General features: G+C 41.8%; 18 protein-coding genes. 5 read left to right on the plus strand and 13 right to left on the minus strand.

The window, feature by feature from the left end; genetic code table 11:
- Positions 1 to 103 precede the first annotated feature (103 nt).
- Positions 104 to 511, plus strand: coding sequence for a flagellar basal body-associated protein FliL (locus tag QUE86_RS04755; RefSeq protein ID WP_286259524.1), 408 nt, complete (start codon positions 104 to 106; stop codon positions 509 to 511).
- 192 nt (positions 512 to 703) lie between these two features.
- On the opposite strand, the gene glpG is transcribed toward QUE86_RS04755, so the two are convergent.
- The 6 genes from glpG to QUE86_RS04785 all read right to left on the minus strand — a co-directional run bounded on the left by glpG (position 704) and on the right by QUE86_RS04785 (position 5,924).
- Positions 704 to 1,519, minus strand: coding sequence for a rhomboid family intramembrane serine protease GlpG (glpG, locus tag QUE86_RS04760; RefSeq protein WP_286259526.1), 816 nt, complete (start codon positions 1,517 to 1,519; stop codon positions 704 to 706).
- The gene (gene glpE / locus QUE86_RS04765; protein WP_130050632.1) at positions 1,516 to 1,833 is read right to left on the minus strand and encodes a thiosulfate sulfurtransferase GlpE; all 318 of its coding nucleotides are present in this window, start codon (positions 1,831 to 1,833) and stop codon (positions 1,516 to 1,518) included. The genes glpG and glpE overlap by 4 nt, the downstream gene beginning before the upstream one ends.
- A 54-nt stretch (positions 1,834 to 1,887) precedes the next feature.
- Positions 1,888 to 2,913: an L-threonine 3-dehydrogenase gene (tdh, locus tag QUE86_RS04770; RefSeq protein ID WP_130050631.1), complete on the minus strand. Its 1,026-nt coding sequence runs from the start codon at positions 2,911 to 2,913 to the stop codon at positions 1,888 to 1,890.
- A gap of 55 nt (positions 2,914 to 2,968) precedes the next feature.
- Entirely contained in the window at positions 2,969 to 4,165 is a 1,197-nt protein-coding gene (locus QUE86_RS04775) for a glycine C-acetyltransferase (RefSeq protein ID WP_054560964.1), read from the minus strand.
- Positions 4,166 to 4,314: 149 nt separating this feature from the next.
- Entirely contained in the window at positions 4,315 to 4,866 is a 552-nt protein-coding gene (gene gmhB, locus QUE86_RS04780) for a D-glycero-beta-D-manno-heptose 1,7-bisphosphate 7-phosphatase (protein WP_130050630.1), read from the minus strand.
- Positions 4,866 to 5,924, minus strand: coding sequence for a glycosyltransferase family 9 protein (locus QUE86_RS04785; RefSeq protein WP_250661195.1), 1,059 nt, complete (start codon positions 5,922 to 5,924; stop codon positions 4,866 to 4,868). The genes gmhB and QUE86_RS04785 overlap by 1 nt, the downstream gene beginning before the upstream one ends.
- Before the next feature lie 124 nt (positions 5,925 to 6,048).
- Here QUE86_RS04785 and QUE86_RS04790 point away from each other — a divergent pair, with 124 nt between their 5' ends.
- A complete protein-coding gene (locus QUE86_RS04790) occupies positions 6,049 to 6,771 on the plus strand; it encodes a 3-deoxy-D-manno-octulosonic acid kinase (RefSeq protein WP_178927387.1) in 723 nt (240 codons plus the stop codon).
- Here QUE86_RS04790 and hldE read toward each other — a convergent pair.
- Genes hldE through QUE86_RS04805 form a run of 3 tightly spaced genes read right to left on the minus strand, consistent with a single transcriptional unit; the run spans position 6,761 to position 10,310 of the window.
- A complete protein-coding gene (gene hldE, locus QUE86_RS04795) occupies positions 6,761 to 8,200 on the minus strand; it encodes a bifunctional D-glycero-beta-D-manno-heptose-7-phosphate kinase/D-glycero-beta-D-manno-heptose 1-phosphate adenylyltransferase HldE (RefSeq protein ID WP_286259534.1) in 1,440 nt (479 codons plus the stop codon). The genes QUE86_RS04790 and hldE overlap by 11 nt on opposite strands.
- Positions 8,200 to 8,790, minus strand: coding sequence for a D-sedoheptulose-7-phosphate isomerase (locus QUE86_RS04800; protein ID WP_054560969.1), 591 nt, complete (start codon positions 8,788 to 8,790; stop codon positions 8,200 to 8,202). The genes hldE and QUE86_RS04800 overlap by 1 nt, the downstream gene beginning before the upstream one ends.
- Positions 8,791 to 8,822: 32 nt before the next feature.
- On the minus strand, positions 8,823 to 10,310 hold the full coding sequence (locus QUE86_RS04805; RefSeq protein WP_130050626.1) for a capsule assembly Wzi family protein: 1,488 nt from the start codon (positions 10,308 to 10,310) through the stop codon (positions 8,823 to 8,825).
- Positions 10,311 to 10,463: 153 nt separating this feature from the next.
- Between QUE86_RS04805 and waaA the strand changes: the two genes are divergently transcribed.
- Together waaA and QUE86_RS04815 are read left to right on the plus strand one after the other, a co-directional pair.
- Positions 10,464 to 11,723, plus strand: a complete 1,260-nt coding sequence (gene waaA, locus QUE86_RS04810) for a lipid IV(A) 3-deoxy-D-manno-octulosonic acid transferase (RefSeq protein ID WP_130050625.1) — start codon at positions 10,464 to 10,466, stop codon at positions 11,721 to 11,723.
- A 45-nt stretch (positions 11,724 to 11,768) separates the two neighbouring features.
- A complete protein-coding gene (locus QUE86_RS04815; RefSeq protein ID WP_130052249.1) occupies positions 11,769 to 12,311 on the plus strand; it encodes a DUF1415 domain-containing protein in 543 nt (180 codons plus the stop codon).
- Between the two features lie 80 nt (positions 12,312 to 12,391).
- On the opposite strand, the gene QUE86_RS04820 is transcribed toward QUE86_RS04815, so the two are convergent.
- The 4 genes from QUE86_RS04820 to purL all read right to left on the minus strand — a co-directional run bounded on the left by QUE86_RS04820 (position 12,392) and on the right by purL (position 19,411).
- A complete protein-coding gene (locus tag QUE86_RS04820; protein ID WP_130050624.1) occupies positions 12,392 to 12,727 on the minus strand; it encodes a YdbL family probable chaperone protein in 336 nt (111 codons plus the stop codon).
- Positions 12,728 to 12,736: 9 nt separating this feature from the next.
- Positions 12,737 to 12,919 carry a YnbE family lipoprotein gene (locus QUE86_RS04825; RefSeq protein ID WP_054551055.1) on the minus strand — a complete coding sequence of 61 codons (183 nt, stop codon included), beginning with the start codon at positions 12,917 to 12,919 and terminating at the stop codon, positions 12,737 to 12,739.
- A complete protein-coding gene (locus QUE86_RS04830) occupies positions 12,912 to 15,365 on the minus strand; it encodes an intermembrane phospholipid transport YdbH family protein (protein ID WP_286259539.1) in 2,454 nt (817 codons plus the stop codon). The genes QUE86_RS04825 and QUE86_RS04830 overlap by 8 nt, the downstream gene beginning before the upstream one ends.
- A 161-nt stretch (positions 15,366 to 15,526) precedes the next feature.
- Complete coding sequence (gene purL, locus QUE86_RS04835; protein ID WP_130050622.1) at positions 15,527 to 19,411, minus strand: phosphoribosylformylglycinamidine synthase; 3,885 nt, start codon at positions 19,409 to 19,411, stop codon at positions 15,527 to 15,529.
- Between the two features lie 310 nt (positions 19,412 to 19,721).
- Between purL and mltF the strand changes: the two genes are divergently transcribed.
- Positions 19,722 to 21,191: a membrane-bound lytic murein transglycosylase MltF gene (gene mltF / locus QUE86_RS04840; protein WP_130050621.1), complete on the plus strand. Its 1,470-nt coding sequence runs from the start codon at positions 19,722 to 19,724 to the stop codon at positions 21,189 to 21,191.
- Positions 21,192 to 21,215: the final 24 nt, after the last annotated feature.

The raw sequence follows: 21,215 nt of genomic DNA on the forward strand, positions 1-21,215 counted from the left end.
ATGATTTAATCTCAAGCAAGGTTAAAAAACACAGAACAGCCTGTATCTTAGGTGAATTTGGGTATAGACTAAAAGTCATTGAAAGGGTGGAATATTCTTAACTATGAAAAAGTCATTGTTATCAATTTACTTGATAAGCATTCTGCTTGTTAGTGCAATAACAAGTTGCTCTGTGCGGGCTGAATCAAATGTTGGCTACTTTGGTTTTGAGCCTGACATCATCACCAACTACATAGGCCAAGGTAATAAAAAGCTTGGATATGTACGTATTACGGTGGATCTGATGCTTAATGATATGTCAGATATTGCTGTGGTAGAACACCACACTCCGCTATTGCGTGATGCGATTGTTGAAATACTCTCTAAAGAGCCAGAAGAAAATATTAAATCGCTTACCGGCCGCGAAGAAATCAGAAAGCGCTGTACCGAGAAGCTAAAATCACTACTAAAACAAGAAACAGGACAAGAGATTGTCCGAGAAGTGTTATTTACTAAGTATTTATATCATTAATTGTAAAATGGCGGCATTAGCCGCCATTTTTATACCAATCCGCTTAATTAAGTAGTCTATTTTGAGGCAATAAAACCTCGTTGATAACAAGGCAAAAATTTCGTTATTTAGTTGTTCTAAATGAGAAATTTTTAACGCAGTTAGCGACAGGTTTAATCCCTCAAAATGATTAAGTATTATTGCGGGTTGGTATTATTTACGCGATAGCAGCTTGTCAGACACAGCGTAAGCCATTCCAGCTAATAACCCCGCCAAATGTGCCCAATTAGCCATACTCACGGGCAACAATTCAACAAAGCCTAAAATAAGCCAAACCAGCATAAAACCGACGATGCTATTACTTACTAATGACGGCTCTGATGGCCTCATTACGCTGTAAATCCAACAAAAACCCAGTAAGCCATAAACAACGCCACTTAAACCACCAAAGTTCGGCCCTACAACTAAAAACTGTGCCCAGTTACTAATGAATGCAGTAACTAAAAATAAACCAACTAAAGTTAACTTACCGCTACGTTTTTCTATATCGTTACCCAGTGTCATCCACCAGATCAAATTAAAAATAAGATGGATAGCGCTAAAATGCACAATGGCAGGTGTAAACCAAGTTAGAGGCTGTGCAGGATTAAACTGCAACATACTATAAATAGTTTCAAAACCACCTAATAAGAAGGCTACAAATATAACAATCGACACTAATGTAACAGTACGATTTAGCCAACTTAATGCTTTAAAGCGAGCTTTTAAGTTAAGTGACTGACCTTGATATAATAGTGGCGATTGAGTGCTTCCTACCTGCCATGAAGCTTGCTGGTATTTTTCGTCATGTGGATTAGCAGCAAAATCCTGCCAAAGTGGTTGAGCTTGATGAAAGTGCTCTGGGGCAACACAAATAATCACTGTTTGTCCATCTTGTGAGCGCAACTCGCCATGTAACCCCTTACTTTTGATGTAATCTATAAAGCCTTGTGCGGCGCGAGGATTATTTATGCTGCCCAACTCAATCATCGTTCAATATGCTCCGGAAGTTGTGTCTGCCAAGCAGTAAAACCACCATCCATACTGTAAACGTCTTCAAACCCCTGCTCTACTAAGTAGCTCGCAGCACCTTGAGAGCTCACACCATGATAACAAACGATGATAATTGGCTGATCAAACTCTTTATGCATCATAAAATCACTGATGTTGGCATTTGATAAATGCTCAGCGCCTGGAATATGCCCAGTTTGAAATGAGTTAGGATCGCGAATATCAGCAATCACAACATCTTCTTTATCTAACAGGGCAAAAGTTTCGCTCACTGAAATATGTTTATACGACATAGTACTCTCTAAACTAAAAAGGCGGCCAAAGCCGCCTTATCAAACAACTTGGTATTAATCCCAGTTAAGGATCACTTTACCTGATTGGCCTGAAATCATTGTATCAAAGCCAGCTTGGAAGTCATCCACAGAGAACTGGTGAGTGATAATTGGCTTCAGATCAAGACCTGATTGGATTAAGCTCGCCATCTTGTACCAAGTTTCAAACATTTCACGGCCGTAAATACCTTTAATGATTAGACCTTTGAAAATAACTTGGTTCCAATCAACCGCCATATCTGAAGGTGGAATACCTAGCATGGCGATTTTACCACCGTGATTCATGTTGTTTAACATGCTGTTAAATGCAACTGGCACACCCGACATTTCAAGGCCAATATCAAAGCCTTCTGTCATTCCGAGCTCTTTCATAACATCTTCAAGGTTATCAGTAGCCACGTTTACAGCACGGGTAGCACCCATTTTACGCGCTAAATCTAGGCGGTATTCATTTACATCAGTGATAACCACATGACGCGCACCAACATGTTTAGCAACAGCTGCAGCCATGATGCCAATTGGGCCTGCACCTGTGATTAATACGTCTTCACCCACTAAATCAAACGACAGCGCAGTGTGTACAGCATTACCGAATGGGTCAAAGATAGATGCTAACTCATCAGAAATGTTATCTGGAATTTTAAATGCGTTGAAAGCTGGGATCACAAGGTATTCAGCAAATGCGCCTTCGCGGTTAACACCCACACCAGTTGTGTTACGACATAAATGTACGCGTCCGGCACGACAGTTACGACAGTGACCACATGTGATATGTCCTTCACCAGAAACACGGTCACCTACTTGGAAACCACGTACCTCCTGGCCCATATCAACCACTTCACCTACATATTCGTGGCCAACAACCATTGGCGTAGGAATTGTATTTTGTGCCCACTCATCCCATTTATAAATATGGACATCAGTTCCACAAATTGCTGTTTTGCGGATTTTAATAAGCAGATCGTTATGGCCAACTTCAGGCTTTGGCGCATCAGTCATCCAGATCCCTGGTTCTGCTTTTAATTTAGATAATGCTTTCATGATTCACACTCAATTAAACAAAACCGAAGCAATAGCTTCGGTTTAAGAAATAAAATTAGATAACACCCATTTCTTTACCAATACGGGTAAAGGCAGCAATAGCGGTATCTAATTGCTCTTTTGTATGCGCCGCAGAAATTTGCGTACGGATACGTGCTTGGCCTTTAGGTACTACAGGGAATGAGAAACCTGTTACGTAAATACCTTCAGCAAGTAATTTGTCAGCCATGGCTGAGGCAACTTTAGCATCGCCTAACATAACAGGGATAATGGCATGGTCTTTACCTGCACAAGTAAATCCAGCTGCTTCCATTTGTTCGCGGAAATATTTTGCGTTATCCCATAGTTTTGCGCGTAACTCGCCACCATTGCTAAGCATTTCAAGTACTTTAATTGATGCTGTAACAATTGATGGTGCAAGTGAGTTTGAGAAAAGATAAGGACGAGAACGTTGACGTAACCACTCTACAATCTCTTTTTTACCTGATGTGTAACCCCCCGATGCGCCACCAAGTGCTTTACCGAGCGTACCTGTAATGATATCAACGCGATCTAGTACACCACAGTACTCAGGCGTACCTTTACCATTTTCACCAACAAAACCAACAGCGTGTGAGTCATCAACCATTACTAATGCATCATATTTATCTGCAAGGTCACAAACCGCTTCAAGATTACAAATAACACCGTCCATTGAGAAAACGCCATCAGTTGCGATTAGTTTTGTTTTAGCACCCGCTTCATCAGCAGCAATAAGTTGCTTTTCAAGGTCGCTCATGTCGTTATTTGCGTAGCGGAAACGTTTTGCTTTACAAAGGCGCACACCATCAATAATCGAAGCATGGTTTAGAGCGTCAGAGATAATTGCATCATCTGGGCCTAAGATTGTTTCGAATAAACCCGCGTTTGCATCAAAACATGATGAGTAAAGAATAGTATCTTCTGTTTCTAAGAACTCAGAGATCTTTTGCTCTAAGGTTTTATGAATATCTTGAGTACCACAAATAAAGCGTACAGAAGCAACACCAAAACCGTGGTCGTCAAGGCCTTGTTGAGCTGCTTTAATTAACTCTGGGCTATTTGCTAAGCCAAGGTAGTTATTAGCACAAAAGTTAATGACCTTATCACCAGAAGCAACCTCAATTTGAGCCTGTTGCTGTGACGTGATAACACGCTCGCTTTTGTATAAGCCTTCAGCTTTCACTTCATCAATTTGCTGCTGCAACTGATTAAAAAACGCAGATGCTCTCATCTGTAATCTCCACATATTCTTGTACCTAACCAGGAATGATTAGCATGACTTTAAATTTTGCGCCTATTGTAAAAGCTTAGGCGAACAATTGCACTGTTTGCAGTTCGTCGCACACCTTGAGGCGTGCGAAATAAAACTGGTCTTACCTGCTAAGATTGTAAAATCAAAGTAGGTAAATCAGCTAAAGACTCACAGACAATATCGGCATGTTGCTCTGTTGATTCTGCATAACTTTGCCCTGAACGAACTAAAACACGCGTAGCGATATTGGCTCTCTCAGCGGCAATAAGGTCGCCAAGCTTATCACCCACCATTATACTTTGTGATGGGTCGATTTGATGTTCTTTGATAGCTTGTAAAAGCATACCCGGAGCAGGCTTGCGACAGTTACATTCTTGCAAATAGGCAGGTTCCGCTTTGGTTGGGTGATGCGGGCAAAAATACACATCAAGAATAGCAACGCCATGACGTAAAAATTCACCTTTCATCCACTCAGTGAGCTTAGAAAAATCTTGTTCTGAATAATAACCGCGACCAATACCCGACTGGTTAGTAACTATCACAATTTTATAACCCGCATCCGCAAAGGCTTTGCACGCCTCAAATACACCGGGTACAAATTCAAATTCTTGTGGTTTGTATACATAACCATGATCAATATTGACCACACCATCTCGGTCTAAAAATAAAACGTTGCTCATTACAGTTGCTCTTTGTGTATCACGTAGTCAAACATCGAAATTACCTTTTCGACACTTATTTGCGCCATTAAATCAGCCCCTTTAACGCGTACTCCCCAAGGTAGCTCTTGCGCCGTTTTGCCAGTTTGTTCAAGTAAATTTTGGTGATAAACCTCAACAACATAATCTTGATACAAATAAGGTCCTGTGCGTTTTGGGTTTGAATGGGCATACAAACCTATAACAGGTGTTCCTACCGTTACAGCCATATGCGCAGGCCCAGTATCAGGAGCTAACACTAACGCCGAACGTTTCAAAACACATAGCAGTTCTTTTAGTTGGGTTTTCCCTACTAAGTTAAGCACAGGAGCAGAACTATGTGCGATAATTTGATCTGCTAGTTCGTTCTCTAAAGGCGTTGGACCGCCGGTGATAACCACCGAAAAGCCTTGTTGATAAGCATGTTCAGCAAGTGCAGCATAACGTTCGGGTAACCAGTTACGCTCTTTTTTACTTGCCGCAGGTGAGATAACAAAAATACGCCCGGTTAAACGCTCTTCACCTAATAGCGCATCGGCTGCTTGTTGGTGCTGCTCGGTAATTGGCATTTGCCATTGAGGTTTGTAATCAGGCGTACCAATAGCTTGAGCAAAGCCTTTAAAGCCTTCTAATACATGAGCCTCTGATTGCGGGGCAATACGTTTATTAATAAACAAGCTATGTAACTCTTTTGAACGAGCCCAATCAAACCCCACTTTGACTTTTGCTGGAATACAACGGGCTGCTAAATTCGCTCTTAGTGCTACCTGCATATGTAATAGCACATCAAATTTACGACCTTTGAAAGTCTCTTTTAGTTGCTGATAAGCCTGTTTACCCTGCTTTTTATCGAATACAACAAACTCAACACCAGGTAAATCGGCCAATAACATAGCCTCAACTTTACCTATCACCCAGGTAATTTTTGCCTTCGGGTGTGCCTTTTGAATTGCTTGCACTGCTGATACGGCATGACATACATCACCAATAGCCGAAAGCCTTAAAATACAAATATCTGAATAGGAGGTTGATTGAGTCACGTGCGCCCTTAGCTACAGCAAATAATATGCGATCTTAAATTAACTTGATGCTAATGCAAGCACTTATGCGAAAAGCTAAAAATACGGTAAGATAGGGCTAATTTTATTTAATCTTGAAGTTGTTATGTTCGAAACTCAGCATCTACAAAACACCACACTTTTGTGTCACCCAGCCTATAAAGATGAGCTCACGCAACAGTGGTTTGATGCCAGTTATTGGCAACAACAAGAGAAAATAGTCGGAGCTAAAAAAGGCCGCGCAACAGCGTGGTTTTTTAAGCATCAACAGCTTACAGGTGTTCTGCGCCACTATTGGCGTGGTGGTTTAGTAGGTAAGTTGCTGAGCGACCAGTATTTATATTTTGGTTTAGAGCAAACCCGTGTCTATAAAGAATTCGCGCTGATGATGCGTTTGCGTGAGCTTGGTCTAAATGTGCCAAACCCTATTGCGGCAAAAATTACCACCAGTGGCTTTATCTATCGCGGCGATATCATCACCGAGGCGGTGACAGGGGCAAAAAGTGTGTTAGATATTTTAATCAGTCGCTCTCTCAGCCAACCTGAACTCAAAGCGATTGCTGTGACTCTCAGCGAGTTTCATAATCACGGGGTATATCACGCAGACTTAAACATCAATAACATCTTATTCGATGATACAGGAAAGGTGTTTATCATCGACTTTGACCGGGGCGAAATAAAACAGCCGCACGCCAGTTGGCAAAAAGAAAACATTAAACGCCTTGCCCGTTCATTTGCAAAAGAGCAAGGCCGTAACGAAGTGATGCATTGGCATCAAAGTGATTGGCAATCACTGCTGTGTGACTACCAAGCTTTGCTTAAGACTTAATTTTGCTGATAACGTTAGATGTTGAGCACCCATTAAGAAACTCAAGTACTTCGACTTTTCCGCCATGGCGTAGAACATGATCAGCACCTGCAATTTGATCTACGGTGTAATCGCCGCCTTTGACTAGCACATCAGGGCTAATTTGCTCGATTAGCTTTGCTGGTGTGTCATTTTCTTCAATGCTGCCAAACGGAATAACCCAATCAACTGATGCTAGCGCACTTAATACCATGGCACGTTCATCCAGTGGATTAATTGGTCTTTCTGGGCCTTTTAAGCGAGAGATTGATTCGTCATTATTTAAGCCAACAACAAGCCTATCACCACGTGCTTTAGCCTGAGCAAGGTAACGCACATGACCAGCGTGAAGAATATCAAAGCAACCATTAGTGAAAACTATTTTTTCACCATTTTGTTTTGCAAACTCAATGTGCTGAAGCACATCTTCAAATGGTGTTTGATAATGCTCACCGGTTTGCTGTAAATATTGACCAAGCTTACGACTCAACTCTTCTGGCGATACTGTTGCTGCGCCAAGTTTACTTACCGCAATACCTGCAGCAAGATTGGCAATTTCAACCGCATCTTTTGCTGCCATACCCGCACCAAGCATCACTGCAAGCGTCGCGATTACGGTATCACCAGCGCCGGTTACATCACTGACTTCAAGCTGCTGGGCCGCAAAGTCGAATTTATCTGTCTGACTGATTAACGACATACCATGCTCTGAACGAGTTAATAGCATAGCGGCAATACCCGCTTCACTAATTAGCGCACGAGCACTATCAGTTAAGCTTTGCTCTGAATCAGTTTTACCACCAGCAAGCTTAAACTCATTTAAGTTAGGGGTAATGTAATCAGCACCGCAATATAAGCTTAAGTCGGATGATTTAGGGTCGATAAGTACCGTTTTACCTGCTTTCTTTGCAACCTGAACCATTTGTTGAATTAAGCTAAGAGAGCCTTTGTTATAATCAGAAAACAACACAAAATCGTAGTCATCTAACACCAGCTCTAAACGGTTTAGTAACAATTGGCTGTGTTGCTCAGTAAAGGTCTCTTCAAGATCAAGACGTACAACTTGTTGATGACGGCTAATAACACGCATTTTGGAAATAGTTGGTAAATCGCAAACACTGACTAATTGCGAATCAATTTTTTCTGAACTTAAAATTGTTTCAAGAATTTGCCCGCTTTCGTCTTCACCAACTAAGCCTAACAAGCCCACTTTACCATCTAAACGTGCAATATTTTTTGCTACGTTGGCTGCGCCACCTGCTTTGTCTTCAAACTTACTGACTTTTACAACAGGTACTGGAGCTTCAGGCGAAATACGTCCTGAGTCGCCATGCCAGTATCTATCTAGCATGACATCACCAACGACTAAAATACGTGCCTTTGAAAGGTTTTTTAGTAACGCTAAATCCATTACTTTTGCTCCGCTACAACCATATCGATGGCTTCGCATAACCAATGACCGATGAACATATGCGCTTCTTGAATACGCGCTGTTTCATCATTTTTAATGATAATTGGTAACTTAGCGATGTCTTTTACCTTACCACCATCTCGGCCTGTTAATGCGACTGTAAAAGCGCCGATTTCATTTGCAGCTGCCAGGGCGAGGTTGATGTTAGGGCTAGTACCAGAGGTAGTTAAACCAATCACTAAATCTTCTGGCTTACATAACGCCTGCACTTGACGCTCAAATACAGTATCAAAATGATAGTCATTACTGTGAGCGGTTAAAATTGAGGTGTCCGTTGTCAATGCAATAGAAGCTAATGGACCTCGTTCCAATTTATAACGCACAACAAACTCAGCAGCTAAGTGCTGAGCATCTGCCGCGCTACCACCATTACCAAACCAAATCACCTTACCACCCGCTTGCAAAGCACTGTGGCATGCTTCAAGTAATTGCATCACTTCAGGGTGGTAGGTTTCCATCGTCTCAAACAACATTTGATGACGATTTAAACTTTCGAGGTAGCTTGCCGCTACTGAATCAAGATTTGACATAGATATTCCTTAAAAAGTATTAACGGCTTTGCTTACCAAAAATATGCAACAGATAACCAAGTATAGTTATCTCCAAATACATCTTCACCATAAGTAAGAGTTGTCTCTAATGTATGCTCATTTAATTGGCGTGTGTTACTTAGTTGAAGCTCAACGGCGCGTTCATAATCGCCAGTCGTTTGACCCCACTCATTTAGATAGTTACTTTCATTTTCTATCAATGTTAGCTTACTGCGCCAGAATGAGCGGTAGCTTTCACTATAAGTTAACTCCATGCTGTGCACCTGTGTAGGAGGTGCATCAGCGTAAACTCTCGCAACGCCATTGGCATGCAAGTCAGTATATCGCTGATCAGCCGCATAATGTCCCGTTACAAAACCACTAACCGTATTACCATATACTGGGTATATCTCATTGACGTACCACAGACTATGCATATTGGTATATTCGTACCTAAGCGACATTTTATTACTCAGCTTTGGTAAGAAGAAGCCAAAATTACTAACAGTATTACCAAATTGGTAGTTCTTATGATTTTTTGTATCTTCACCACCATATTCAAAGTAAAGTTCAACGGGCATTCCCCAATTAAAATTTACAGTGCTGGTAATTGTTACGTATTGGTCACCTAACTCATTATCTTTACTACCAGTGAGGCCTGAGTTGTCATTACCTGCGGGATCAAAAAATGCGTCAACCACATCACCAGCATCTACTTTACGGGGCCCACCGCCAAACTGCATCATTCTATTAAGGCCAATCTTCCAACCATCAAGCGGCTCAATACTAAAATGCGTTCCAGCAAGCTTTGGTGTGCCACTATGAAGCTCATTTTGATAAAGAATGCCATTATCGACATGTTCAAGTTCAGAATAATAAAGCTCAAAGTCAAAATTCCACCAGTTATGAGCTGGTTTTACCATTCCCAAAGAAATCGAAGGTGCAGTTTTAGCATTGGTAGAAATAATTTGTGCAGAGTGCTTAAAAGGTGAAAACCAGTGCTCTTTATAGCCAAGGTTTAACTGTAAATCTCTCCCTGCGAAGCTGATAAAGGAATTGTAATTTACAAACTTATTTGCTTTGGCTCGATAATCAACACCAACTTGTACTAAAGTGTAATCATTGGCACGCCAAATACCTTCGAAGAAGCCTTGCCCCCATTCATCAGAACTAAGTCCGCGTTGATTAGCTATTTTCTTGGTATTATCTGTATCTACTTGTAATTTTACACCGACACGAGTGATTGCATCATCACTTTGATACGGCTTTATTTTTGAACGAATAACAGCAGCTAACCCCGGCTCGTCCTTTGCTAGTAAAAGAAGTGCTTTTTCGACTTCTGCTAAACGATATGGCTTAGCCATAGGAGTGCCAATTGTTAGTGCAAACAAAGTATCTAATTGATGATCAAGCTGTGCATCCATACCAATAGGTAAATAAGCAGTTGGCGTTGCTAATAAAGGCATTGAGCAACTTAGTAAGGCACCTATTACCGAGGCTTTTATCATTTTAAATTTCATAATTGCTTCGTTGATTTGTTAAGTAACCGAAATACTACCAAATAAGCCAATAGTAAACACTTAAAACTCTCATTGATAACCGTTTTTAACATTTTATATTTAGATCGCGTAGGTTCCACGCTATCATAACGTTTTATCCATATAGGCTAGGCAATGGCGCGCATTTTATACTCTTTACTTTTATACCTACTAAGCCCACTGGTTATTTTCTACCTGTATGTTTTACGTGGTAAAAAGAATAAGGGTTACCGTGAGCACTTTGCTGAGCGCTTTGGCTTTTCGAATTTATCGCATCACGATGTTGTTTTTCATTGTGCCTCTGTAGGTGAAGTGCTAGCGGCAACCCCGCTTATCAAGGCCGTTCAATCAGAAAATCCAGTGCTTACTATTTTAGTAACCTGTAACACCCCTACAGGCCGCGAACAAATAAAAAATAACTTTAAAGACTCTGTTAGCAGCTGTTATTTACCGATTGATTTTTTCTTTGCTACGCGTCGATTTTTAAAACGTATCAAGCCAAAGGTACTGTGTATTTTAGAAACTGAACTTTGGCCTAACCTTATGGCTCAAAGCAACAGCTACGGCACAAAAGTTCTTGTGTTAAATGCCAGACTTTCAGCCAAATCACAGCAAGGCTACCAAAAGGTAATACCTTTAACTAAAGTGATCATGCAGTCTATTAGCGACCTTGCCAGTCATAATCAAGATGATGCCAAACGTTTTATTGAGCTTGGTTTAAAGCCTGAAAAGGCACGCGTATTTGGCTCAATTAAATTTGATATTACGCCAACAAATGAGCAATTAAATAAAGTCGCAGCACTTAAAAACAAATATAACAACGAGCGATTTATCTGGGTTGCAGGCTCCACTCACCCTGTTGAACATGAGCTTATTTTAAGTGCTCATGAAAAGCTGTTAAAAGCCTTACCCAATGCTCTTTTGATTATTGCTCCGCGTCACCCAGAGCAATTTGATAAAGTCGCAGAGATATTAAAAAGCTCAACGATGAACTTTAGTCGTCGTAGTGAAGATAACTATGACAACCAACAAGTTGTGCTAGCTGATACTTTAGGCGAGTTACAATGCTTATATGGTGTGGCAAACATCAGTTATGTTGGCGGAAGCTTAATAGAGCGAGGCGGCCATAATCCATTAGAGTCAGCTGCGTTTTCTGTTGGGGTATTAGCAGGTCCTCATACCTATAACTTTGACCATATTTATCCTGAGCTGATTAGTGCTCAAGGAGCTAAAATTGTCATCGATGAAAACCAACTAGCTGACACACTTATCTCTTTGAGTGCTAATCCACAGGAGACGATTAAGCTTGGTCAACAAGCTGCGAAATGCGTTGCTAATAATCAAGGTGCTATCAGTAAAACGGTCAATTTAATTGAGCTTTACTTAGAAAAGTAATATAGAGAAATAGAATAGAGAAAGAATGTGGCTGCAAAACAAGCGATGAATCGCCCAGAAAAACAAATGCGCGAATGGGTATCAAGCGTAATCGTAAAATACAATTTCTGCCCCTTTGCCCGTAAAGAAGTTGAAAGCAATTGCATTCATTATCAAATCAGTCAGTCTATTACACTTGATGATGCAGTAATGGATATGCTTGAGCAGTGTAGCGAGTTAGATCAGCAAGCACAGCGCGAAACAACCCTTTTGATGTTTGAACAAGGCTTTAAGGACTTTGAAGAGTTCTTAGATTTAGTCGATTTAGCCAATGCGCTTTTAGCTGCGCAAGGTTATGAAGGTAAATATCAAATAGCCAACTTTCACCCTGACTATGTCTTTGCTGACAGTGATGACAGCGATGCTGCAAATTATACCAACCGTGCACCTTACCCGACACTGCATTTGATTCGTGAAGCCAGTATGAGCGAAGCGTTAGATAACTACAATGAACCAGAGTCTATTCCGGAGCACAATATTAAACTTGCAAGGCGCAAAGGCATCGACTTTTGGCAGCAATTGTTACAAAACTGCATCGATAAACGCTAATGTTTACCAATCGTGTAAATGTAAAAAAGCCAGCAGTGCTGGCTTTTTCTGTTTTGTACTGATTCGTTTAATAAAGTGAGTTATTTTTTTACCCACTGACCGTTCACTTCAATGTAGTGACCCGGCTTAGTTTTCTCGATAGTTTTAGCGGCTGCAAGTGCTTCAACTTGCGCTAAAGAGAGGTTGTTCTTTTTCGCCAGTTTTAAATATTGCTCTTTGCGCTTTGCATTTATTTCTTCAACCACCGCTTTTGCTTCACTGTTATTAACCACTAAACCCAAATAGCCTGAGCTGTTTTCACCCACTAGCCCTTGGCTCTTTGCATCATCAAGGCTGATAGCCCATACAGAGAAAGATAAACAAACAGCACTGATCATGGTGATCACATTTAGTTTTTTAAGTTGTAATTTACGCATGTTTGCTCCTTAGAATAATTCACTATCATCACTGAATAAGGTATCAAGTTCTTTATCCACTTTTACGCGGATCTCATGATCAACTTTTACATTTAAGTTGATTGTAATCGGCTCTTTTGCTGCCACCTCTACACGGTGAGTACAGGCACTCAGCATGCCTACAGCCGTCAGCATTACTAACCACTTAGCCATCATTGCTTCCTTTTTTTGCATACTCTTTCTCAACTCTTTGAGTAATTTCATCACTTAAACGCAGTGCCCGAAGTAAAGTAAATACATTCTCTTCATGATTATAATTAAAGTTCACCGCTTGCTGCTGCGCTTCATTATAACCCTCTAAATTGACACCTAAATGTAACCAACCATCTGGTTTGAGATTAACACTACTACGTAGTTTTTTAATATCTAAATTTTCAAGTAAACTCAGTGTTGTGCTCAGTTCCTGCTGCTGCGCCTTTACAGCTTCAAAACCTGCATTATTGGTGATCAGTAATTTACCGTCACCTTGATTAACCAGCTGCCCTTGCTTTACTTCTACCCCCTGTTTGCTTATTACAACAGGTAAGGTGCCCGCTAAGCGGCCACTTAAACTAATTCCAGACTCAGCATCAAGGGTGACCAGTTTGCTGGCATCAATATTTTCAAACTTAACAGTCGCGGTTTGGTTATCACTCAGTGGACAGTAGCTATTCACCACAAATTCCCCTCCCATAACCTGACCGGTTAGATTAGCTGCGCAAGGCTGGTTAGCCGTTACCTGCAACTGACCCTGTATATTTTTCACCACTGCACCTGCACGCAGTTCATTAAGTGTAAATTTAGTCGCTGCAATATTAAGCTGCCCTGAATTAAACTTCCCGTTTAGATCCACAGCAAAATCGTTCGCGAGGTAATCGTTATAAAGCGCACTGAATTTATCTATGTGCAAACTACCCTGTGCTTGTTGAAGATTTACATCACCTTTAATAATGCCCGAAACAACCCCATCAGTGACGGTAGCAAGGGGCTCAAACTGATAAATTATAGGGTTAAGCTTAGCAATTGTCTGCTCTGGTATCACGAGTTCAAATGGGTGCGCAACCTCAGACATATGGTGGCTAATTAGCACTTCAAAGCCATCTGCAAACACATGATGCGTTGCCTGTAAGGCGCGACTTTGTAGTGCCTTTGTAACGACGGACAACTTATTTAAGGTAAGCTCCGGAGTTGTTAATTTGGCGGCAGAGGTTTTGGCATCAATATCAGCAAATAACTCCCCCACACTTAGGTCTGTTCTGAGAGTTAGCTCATTACTGATTTTTGCTGCGTTAATATCATTATAATTTAATGATTTAACCTTGCTGTTAGCTTTAACAATTAAGTGCTGCTGGGCATTATGCTCAGCGTCAATAGTGCTAGTAAAGTCAGCTATCGTTGCATCCGATATAAGCGCGTTTTTAACACTTACATTTGCATTCAGTTGAGCAACTATTGGACTCGCAAATAACTCATCAATGTTTAGCTTTCCTTTAGCCTGAATCCCGTCAGCCTGTAAATCTAAAAATGCTGGTAATGAATTCAATGACAGCTGAAAACCTGATTTAACAGTTCCATCATTTAAATGAGCATCAAGCTTAAATTCACTTATATCTTCACTATTAAAATGAATGCCAACTTGGCTTTTAAGTGATGTGAGCGGGTTCTGTAAAGAAAGTGACGTATTACTTACTTTTATCTCGCTTTGCCCCTCATTTGCTTGCAGCTTAACTATAGGGACTGATAGCAACTCACCATCAACACTTAACGGTTCTGCAATTTGCAACTGCCAAGCAAGCGGCAGCTGCGCTCTAATAAATGATTGGTACTGTTGGTTTGCTATAGAGATAAAACAATCTTGGTGTGCACTAAATTGATTCCGTAAAGCTGATAAATCCGCGTTTAGATGCTGTTGATTTAGTTGGTACTTTGCACTCAGGCTCCCTTCAGTAGCAAAACTTAAGTCACATTGCTCTAAAGCGTGCTGATAATTTACATTTACCACGCTTTTAATAGCAACCGTAATACCATCAAAATTAACCTGTGACTGAGTAGTAAAATGGCTGTTTTTGGGCAGTTTGATGAATCGTTCAAGCACTTTCTCATCAAGGGTGAGATTGGCTTTCACTTCATAATTTGATATTTCAACGTCTGCACTGATATCACGTGAAATCGTAAAATGATTTAAGCGTTTTTCCCGTATCGCCAACCTAACAGGATTGTCGGTAAACGGTGAGACTACATCAAGCTGCTGAATGCTAATTAGCGGTCTTTGCTCTGGTAATACTAAAGCAAGCTTTTTGAATTCTGTTTGTGAAGAGTCAGGTTGTTTACTTACCTGATTGCTAAGAGTGAGATTAGCGCGAGAAACTGTTACCTGCTGCTTATTAGCAATAATACCAGCCAACTCAATTTGCTGTCCTTGGTAGGTTAAACATAATTTCTCGATATTTAAATCAAGCTTGCTGGTTAATGACCAATCAATACAATGAAGCGCAACGCCATTTTTACTGAGCATAGGTGTTAAGTACCACGATGTCAGTGGCAATCTGAACAGATACGCCAAAAGCACCATGCTTAGCACGATACCTAGCAACCCTACGCTTATCCGTTTAAAACTCAAAAAACTCTCCTTGCTTCTCGCTTCTCGCTTCTCGCTTCTCGCTTCTCGCTTCTCGCTTCTCAGATCATTATAAACAAAAAGGCCACACATGATAGTGCAGCCTTTTTAGTTTAAACGGTTTGTATGAACCTAGCTTGTATAGCTAGGCACATAGCTAACTTCTAGCCAACGTTTTTGCGTGCGTTGCGGAACATACGCATCCACGGGCTATCTTCACGCCATTCATCTGGGTGCCATGAGTTAGCAACCGTACGGAATACACGCTCTGGGTGCGGCATCATAACCGTTGCACGACCATCTGTAGAAGTAATACCTGTGATACCCTCTGGTGAACCGTTCGGGTTAGCTGGGTATTGCGTAGTTGGGTTACCGTAGTTATCAACAAACTTCACTGCCACAGTACCTGACTCAAGCGCTGCTTTAACTGCATCAGCGTTTGCGAACTCAGCATGGCCTTCACCGTGAGAAACAGCGATAGGCATACGTGAACCTGCCATACCATTAAAGAATACTGATGGGTTTTCTTGCACTTCTACAAGGCTAAAGCGAGCTTCAAAGCGCTCTGACTTATTCGTCACGAAACGTGGCCAGTGCTCAGTACCAGGGATCAATTCTTTCAATGTTGAAAGCATTTGACAGCCATTACACACACCTAAGCTGAATGTATCTTCGCGGTGGAAGAAGCTTTGGAACTGCTCACGAGCCATCTCATTAAATAAGATTGACTTAGCCCAGCCTTCACCTGCACCTAGTACGTCACCGTAAGAGAAGCCACCACATGCCACTAAGCCTTTAAATTGCTCAAGTGTTAAACGACCTTCAAGGATATCGCTCATGTGAACGTCAACCGCAGCAAAGCCTGCACGATTAAATGCAGCAGCCATTTCTAAGTGAGAGTTAACACCTTGCTCACGAAGTATCGCCATTTTCGGCTTCGCACCTGTAGCAATGTAAGGCGCTGCAACATCTTCGTTTAGGTCAAAGTTTAGTTTTACGTTAAGACCTGGGTCTTTTGCATCAAACTTAGCATCAAACTCTTGCTTAGCACATTCTGGGTTGTCACGACGTGCTTGCATTTGGTAAGTTGTTTCAGCCCAAATAGTACGAAGCTCAGTACGCGTGTGGTTAAGTACTACATCATCACCACGAGTGAATACCACGCGGTCATCAGCGTTTAATGTACCAATTTCATGACTGATAGCAGCTAGACCGTGGTCGGCAAGAACCGCTTTAACTGCGTCTAAATCGTCATTAGCTACTTGAATCACTGCACCTAACTCTTCATTATAAAGCGCTTCGATGTCTGAACCTGTTAAGCCTGCAAGGTCAACAGTTACACCCGTGTGGCCAGCAAATGCCATTTCAGCAACCGTAGTGAATAAGCCACCGTCTGAACGGTCATGGTAAGCAAGTAACTTATTATCCGCTACAAGTGCTTGCATTGCGTCATAGAAACCTTTTAATAATGCTGGGTTATCAACATCAGGTGTCACATCACCTAGTTGCTTATAAACCTGTGCAAGGCTTGATGCACCCATACGGTTTTGACCAGCACCTAAATCAACTAATAATAATGATGAGTCACCTTTATCAGTGCGTAGTTGTGGGGTTACTGTTTTACGAACATCTTCAACACGACCAAATGCAGTGATGATCAGCGATAATGGTGCAGTAACAGATTTTTGTTCACCGTCTTCATCCCATTGAGTTTTCATAGACATTGAGTCTTTACCCACAGGGATTGTTAAACCAAGTGCAGGACAAAGCTCTTCACCTACAGCTTTAACTGCTTCATAAAGACCCGCATCTTCGCCAGGGTGACCAGCTGCAGCCATCCAGTTTGCAGATAGCTTGATATTTTCAAGGCCACCGATGTTAGCACAAGCGATGTTAGTTAGAGACTCAGCCACAGCTAAGCGAGCAGAGGCACCGTAGTTTAAAAGTGCAGCTGGTGTACGTTCACCTAATGACATTGCTTCACCGTGGTAAGTATCAAACGCAGCAGCGGTTACCGCACAGTTTGCTACTGGCACCTGCCAAGGACCTACCATTTGGTCACGAGCAACTAAACCCGTTACCGTACGGTCACCAATAGTGATTAAGAATGTTTTCTCAGCAATCGTTGGTAAGCGTAATAAACGCTGTGCAGCATCAGCAGCATCAATGTGAGCAATGTCTAATGGTTGCGATTGTGCTTTTTTCGATTCAACTTCGCGGTGCATTTTTGGTGCTTTACCAAGTAATACATCAAGCGGAAGATCTACTGGACTGTTACCGAAGTGGCTATCTTCAACCGTTAAGTGACGCTCTTCTGTTGCTTCACCAATAACAGCGTATTCTGCACGCTCACGTTTACAGATTGCTTCAAAGCGCGCGAAGTCTTCTGCCGCAACTGCTAATACGTAACGCTCTTGAGATTCGTTACACCAAATTTCGTGTGGTGCCATACCCGGCTCATCGTTTGGAATGTCACGAAGTTGGAATTTACCACCACGACCACCGTCGTCTACAAGCTCAGGGAATGCGTTTGAAAGACCACCTGCACCCACATCGTGGATGAAAGCGATTGGGTTTGCATCACCTAGCTGCCAACATTTGTCGATAACTTCCTGACAACGACGTTCCATTTCTGGGTTTTCACGCTGTACCGATGCAAAGTCTAAATCTTCGTTTGATTGACCAGATGTCATACTAGACGCAGCACCACCACCAAGACCGATGTTCATTGCCGGACCACCTAGTGCAATTAGCTTAGCACCTACAGGGATTTCACCTTTTTGAACATGTTCAGAACGAATGTTACCTAAACCACCTGCAAGCATGATTGGCTTGTGGTAACCACGTACTTCTTCACCGTTATGGCTTGATACTTTCTCTTCGTATGTACGGAAGTAACCAAGTAAGTTAGGGCGACCAAACTCGTTATTGAATGCCGCACCACCTAATGGACCTTCTGTCATAATATCAAGTGCATTAACGATACGACCAGGCTTACCGAAGTCAGTTTCCCAAGGTTGCTCGTAGCCAGGAATACGTAGGTTAGATACCGTGAAACCAACTAAACCAGCTTTAGGCTTAGAACCACGGCCTGTAGCACCTTCATCACGAATTTCACCACCAGACCCAGTCGATGCACCTGAGAATGGCGCAATCGCAGTTGGGTGGTTATGAGTTTCAACTTTCATCAAGATTTCGATGTTTTCTTGATGGTACGCGTACTCACCCTCAAGATTAGGGAAGAAACGACCCGCTACCGAACCTTTCATTACCGCTGCGTTATCTTTATATGCCGATAACACGTTTTCAGGGTTCTGCTCGTAAGTATTTTTGATCATTTTGAACAAAGATTTTGGCTGCTCGATGCCATCAATTGTCCAATCAGCGTTAAAGATTTTGTGACGACAATGCTCAGAGTTTGCTTGTGCAAACATGAATAATTCGATGTCGTTCGGGTTACGCCCTAACTTTTGGAAGTTTTCTACTAAGTAATCGATTTCGTCATCTGCAAGCGCAAAACCTTGCTCAACGTTTGCTTTAGCAAGTGCTTCACGGCCACCACCTAAAATGTCAACTGATGACATTGGACGCGGGTCATCGTGGCGGAATAATTTAGCTGCATCAGCCATATCTGCGTGAGTTGCTTCAGTCATACGATCATGTAACAACGCTGCAACTTCAGCTGTTTGATCAGCTGATAGATTACCTTCAACGTAGTATGCAATACCACGCTCAACACGGTGAACTTGGCTTAAGCCACAGTTATGTGCGATGTCAGTTGCTTTTGATGCCCAAGGCGAGATAGTACCTGGACGCGGCGTTACAAGAATTAACGTGCCTGCTGGCGTGTGCTCAGCAATCGTTGGACCATAAGTAAGCAGTTTTTCCAGCTTTGTTTGCTCATCAGCTGAAAGTTCAGCAGTGAGATCTGCAAAATGCATGAACTCAGCATAAACGTCAGTGACTGGAAGTTGTGCCTGTTGGCAACGCGCTAAAATTTTCTGAACTCTAAAATCGGAAAGTGCTGGTGCACCACGAAGGATCAACATAGGTATTTTCATCCGGGGTTAGGGATTGAACGATATTTTAGGCGCATATTATAGTGCAAATAACGTCTAGATTTAACTCAAAATTACGCTTTTATTTAAATAATCTCGATAACCGCTATTATGGTCACAACAATTAACTATCTTAGTACTCATTATTTTTCTGCAGGTTCTTGTTCTGTATGACTTATCTATCTTCACCCTGTTACGATTATTAATTTTTAAATAGATATATAAAACTATTCGCCAAGTGACGTGGCTTTGAAGTTTTGTTATAACGGTAACGTAATGGTTTAAGGGGCATTTATAATCTATGCAAAAGTTACTCGCTATTTTTAGTTTAGTGCTCATGTTATGTGCGTGCGATATGCAACAGCAACCCTCGCAACTCGCTCATATCAAGGCACAGAACAAAATTAGAGTCGGCACTTTAGCTGGTGCGAGTAATTACTATCAAGCACCGCAAGGTGTGCAAGGCTTTGAATATGAACTCGCTCAAGAGTTTGCTGACTATGTTGGTGTTGAGCTTGAAATGGTGCCCTTTTTTAATCTATCCGATATGTTCGCACGCTTAGAAAGTGGCGATTTAGATATAATAGCTTCAGGTCTTACATATAATACGATTCGAGCTGAACATTATCGCTTCGGCCCAACCTATCGCACAATTAGCCAAAAGCTGGTCTATAAACAAGGCCGCACTCGTCCTCGTGAGTTTTCAGATTTAACCGGTAACCTAACTGTTCTAGCAAAAAGCAGCCATTCGTTGGCGCTACAGCAATTAAAACAGCTGAATCCAGAGCTTAGCTGGAACGAAACTGAAGACATGGATGAAGAAGAGCTTCTGCAAGCTGTTATCGACGGTGAAATTGATTATACCCTAGCTGATTCACACACCTTGTCGTTGTTTCGCCGCTACCACCCAAATTTAAGCATAGGTTTCTCGGTTACGCGTAATGACCCTATCGCTTGGCTACTAAGAAAAGATGGTGACGATTCTTTATATGCCTTGATGGTGCCATTTTTTGGTGACGTAAAACAAAGCAACCAGCTTTATGTTCTAGAAGAAAAATACTTCGGCCATGTTCGCCAGTTTAATTATGTGAACACCCTAGCTTATATCGAAGCAATAAAAGAGACCTTACCTAAATACCAACCTTGGTTTGAGCAATACGCTGGCAACATAGATTGGCGATTACTGGCAGCCTTGAGTTATCAAGAATCAATGTGGAACCCAAGAGCTAAGTCACCAACGGGTGTGCGTGGTATTATGATGCTCACTCAAGCAACTGCAAAACAGGTAGGCGTAACTAATCGATTAGAACCAGAGCAAAATATTAAAGGCGGTGCAGAGTACCTTGCCAAAGTGATCTCTTGGATCCCTGAACGCATCCCACAGCCTGACAGAACTTGGTTTGCCTTAGCCTCTTACAATGTTGGCTGGGGACACGTAAACGACGCTCGTATCATCACTGAGCAAGAAGGTGCAAGCCCTGACAAATGGGCTGATGTTAAAAAGCGCTTACCTCTTTTAATTAAAAAGCGTTACTATCGTAAAACCAAATATGGTTATGCGCGGGGCGATGTCGCTGTGCAATATGTTGATAATATTCGTCGTTATTACGATGCGTTAGTTTGGCTTGACGAAAATGATGCTATTGCTAATCCCGAGAGCGAGCAACAAACAGCTGAAGAAGCAAAACCTGCAACAGAGGCAAGCGAAATAAAACCAAGCGACAACACTCAACAAACTAACTCAGAGCAGCAGAAGTCAGAAAACAACTAACTTCAAGCACCGAAATCTGTTTAC

The sequence above is a fragment of the Pseudoalteromonas apostichopi genome, from assembly GCF_030297135.1.
GTDB classification, from domain to species: Bacteria; Pseudomonadota; Gammaproteobacteria; order Enterobacterales; family Alteromonadaceae; genus Pseudoalteromonas; species Pseudoalteromonas apostichopi.

Bases quoted from the DNA above. Each gene is read 5' to 3' on its own strand.
- QUE86_RS04755 (WP_286259524.1), top strand. From the start codon at position 104: ATGAAAAAGTCATTGTTATCAATTTACTTGATAAGCATTCTGCTTGTT.
- glpG (WP_286259526.1), bottom strand. From the start codon at position 1,519: ATGATTGAGTTGGGCAGCATAAATAATCCTCGCGCCGCACAAGGCTTT.
- glpE (WP_130050632.1), bottom strand. From the start codon at position 1,833: ATGTCGTATAAACATATTTCAGTGAGCGAAACTTTTGCCCTGTTAGAT.
- tdh (WP_130050631.1), bottom strand. From the start codon at position 2,913: ATGAAAGCATTATCTAAATTAAAAGCAGAACCAGGGATCTGGATGACT.
- QUE86_RS04775 (WP_054560964.1), bottom strand. From the start codon at position 4,165: ATGAGAGCATCTGCGTTTTTTAATCAGTTGCAGCAGCAAATTGATGAA.
- gmhB (WP_130050630.1), bottom strand. From the start codon at position 4,866: ATGAGCAACGTTTTATTTTTAGACCGAGATGGTGTGGTCAATATTGAT.
- QUE86_RS04790 (WP_178927387.1), top strand. From the start codon at position 6,049: ATGTTCGAAACTCAGCATCTACAAAACACCACACTTTTGTGTCACCCA.
- hldE (WP_286259534.1), bottom strand. From the start codon at position 8,200: ATGGATTTAGCGTTACTAAAAAACCTTTCAAAGGCACGTATTTTAGTC.
- QUE86_RS04800 (WP_054560969.1), bottom strand. From the start codon at position 8,790: ATGTCAAATCTTGATTCAGTAGCGGCAAGCTACCTCGAAAGTTTAAAT.
- QUE86_RS04805 (WP_130050626.1), bottom strand. From the start codon at position 10,310: ATGAAATTTAAAATGATAAAAGCCTCGGTAATAGGTGCCTTACTAAGT.
- waaA (WP_130050625.1), top strand. From the start codon at position 10,464: ATGGCGCGCATTTTATACTCTTTACTTTTATACCTACTAAGCCCACTG.
- QUE86_RS04815 (WP_130052249.1), top strand. From the start codon at position 11,769: ATGAATCGCCCAGAAAAACAAATGCGCGAATGGGTATCAAGCGTAATC.
- QUE86_RS04820 (WP_130050624.1), bottom strand. From the start codon at position 12,727: ATGCGTAAATTACAACTTAAAAAACTAAATGTGATCACCATGATCAGT.
- QUE86_RS04825 (WP_054551055.1), bottom strand. From the start codon at position 12,919: ATGGCTAAGTGGTTAGTAATGCTGACGGCTGTAGGCATGCTGAGTGCC.
- purL (WP_130050622.1), bottom strand. From the start codon at position 19,411: ATGTTGATCCTTCGTGGTGCACCAGCACTTTCCGATTTTAGAGTTCAG.
- mltF (WP_130050621.1), top strand. From the start codon at position 19,722: ATGCAAAAGTTACTCGCTATTTTTAGTTTAGTGCTCATGTTATGTGCG.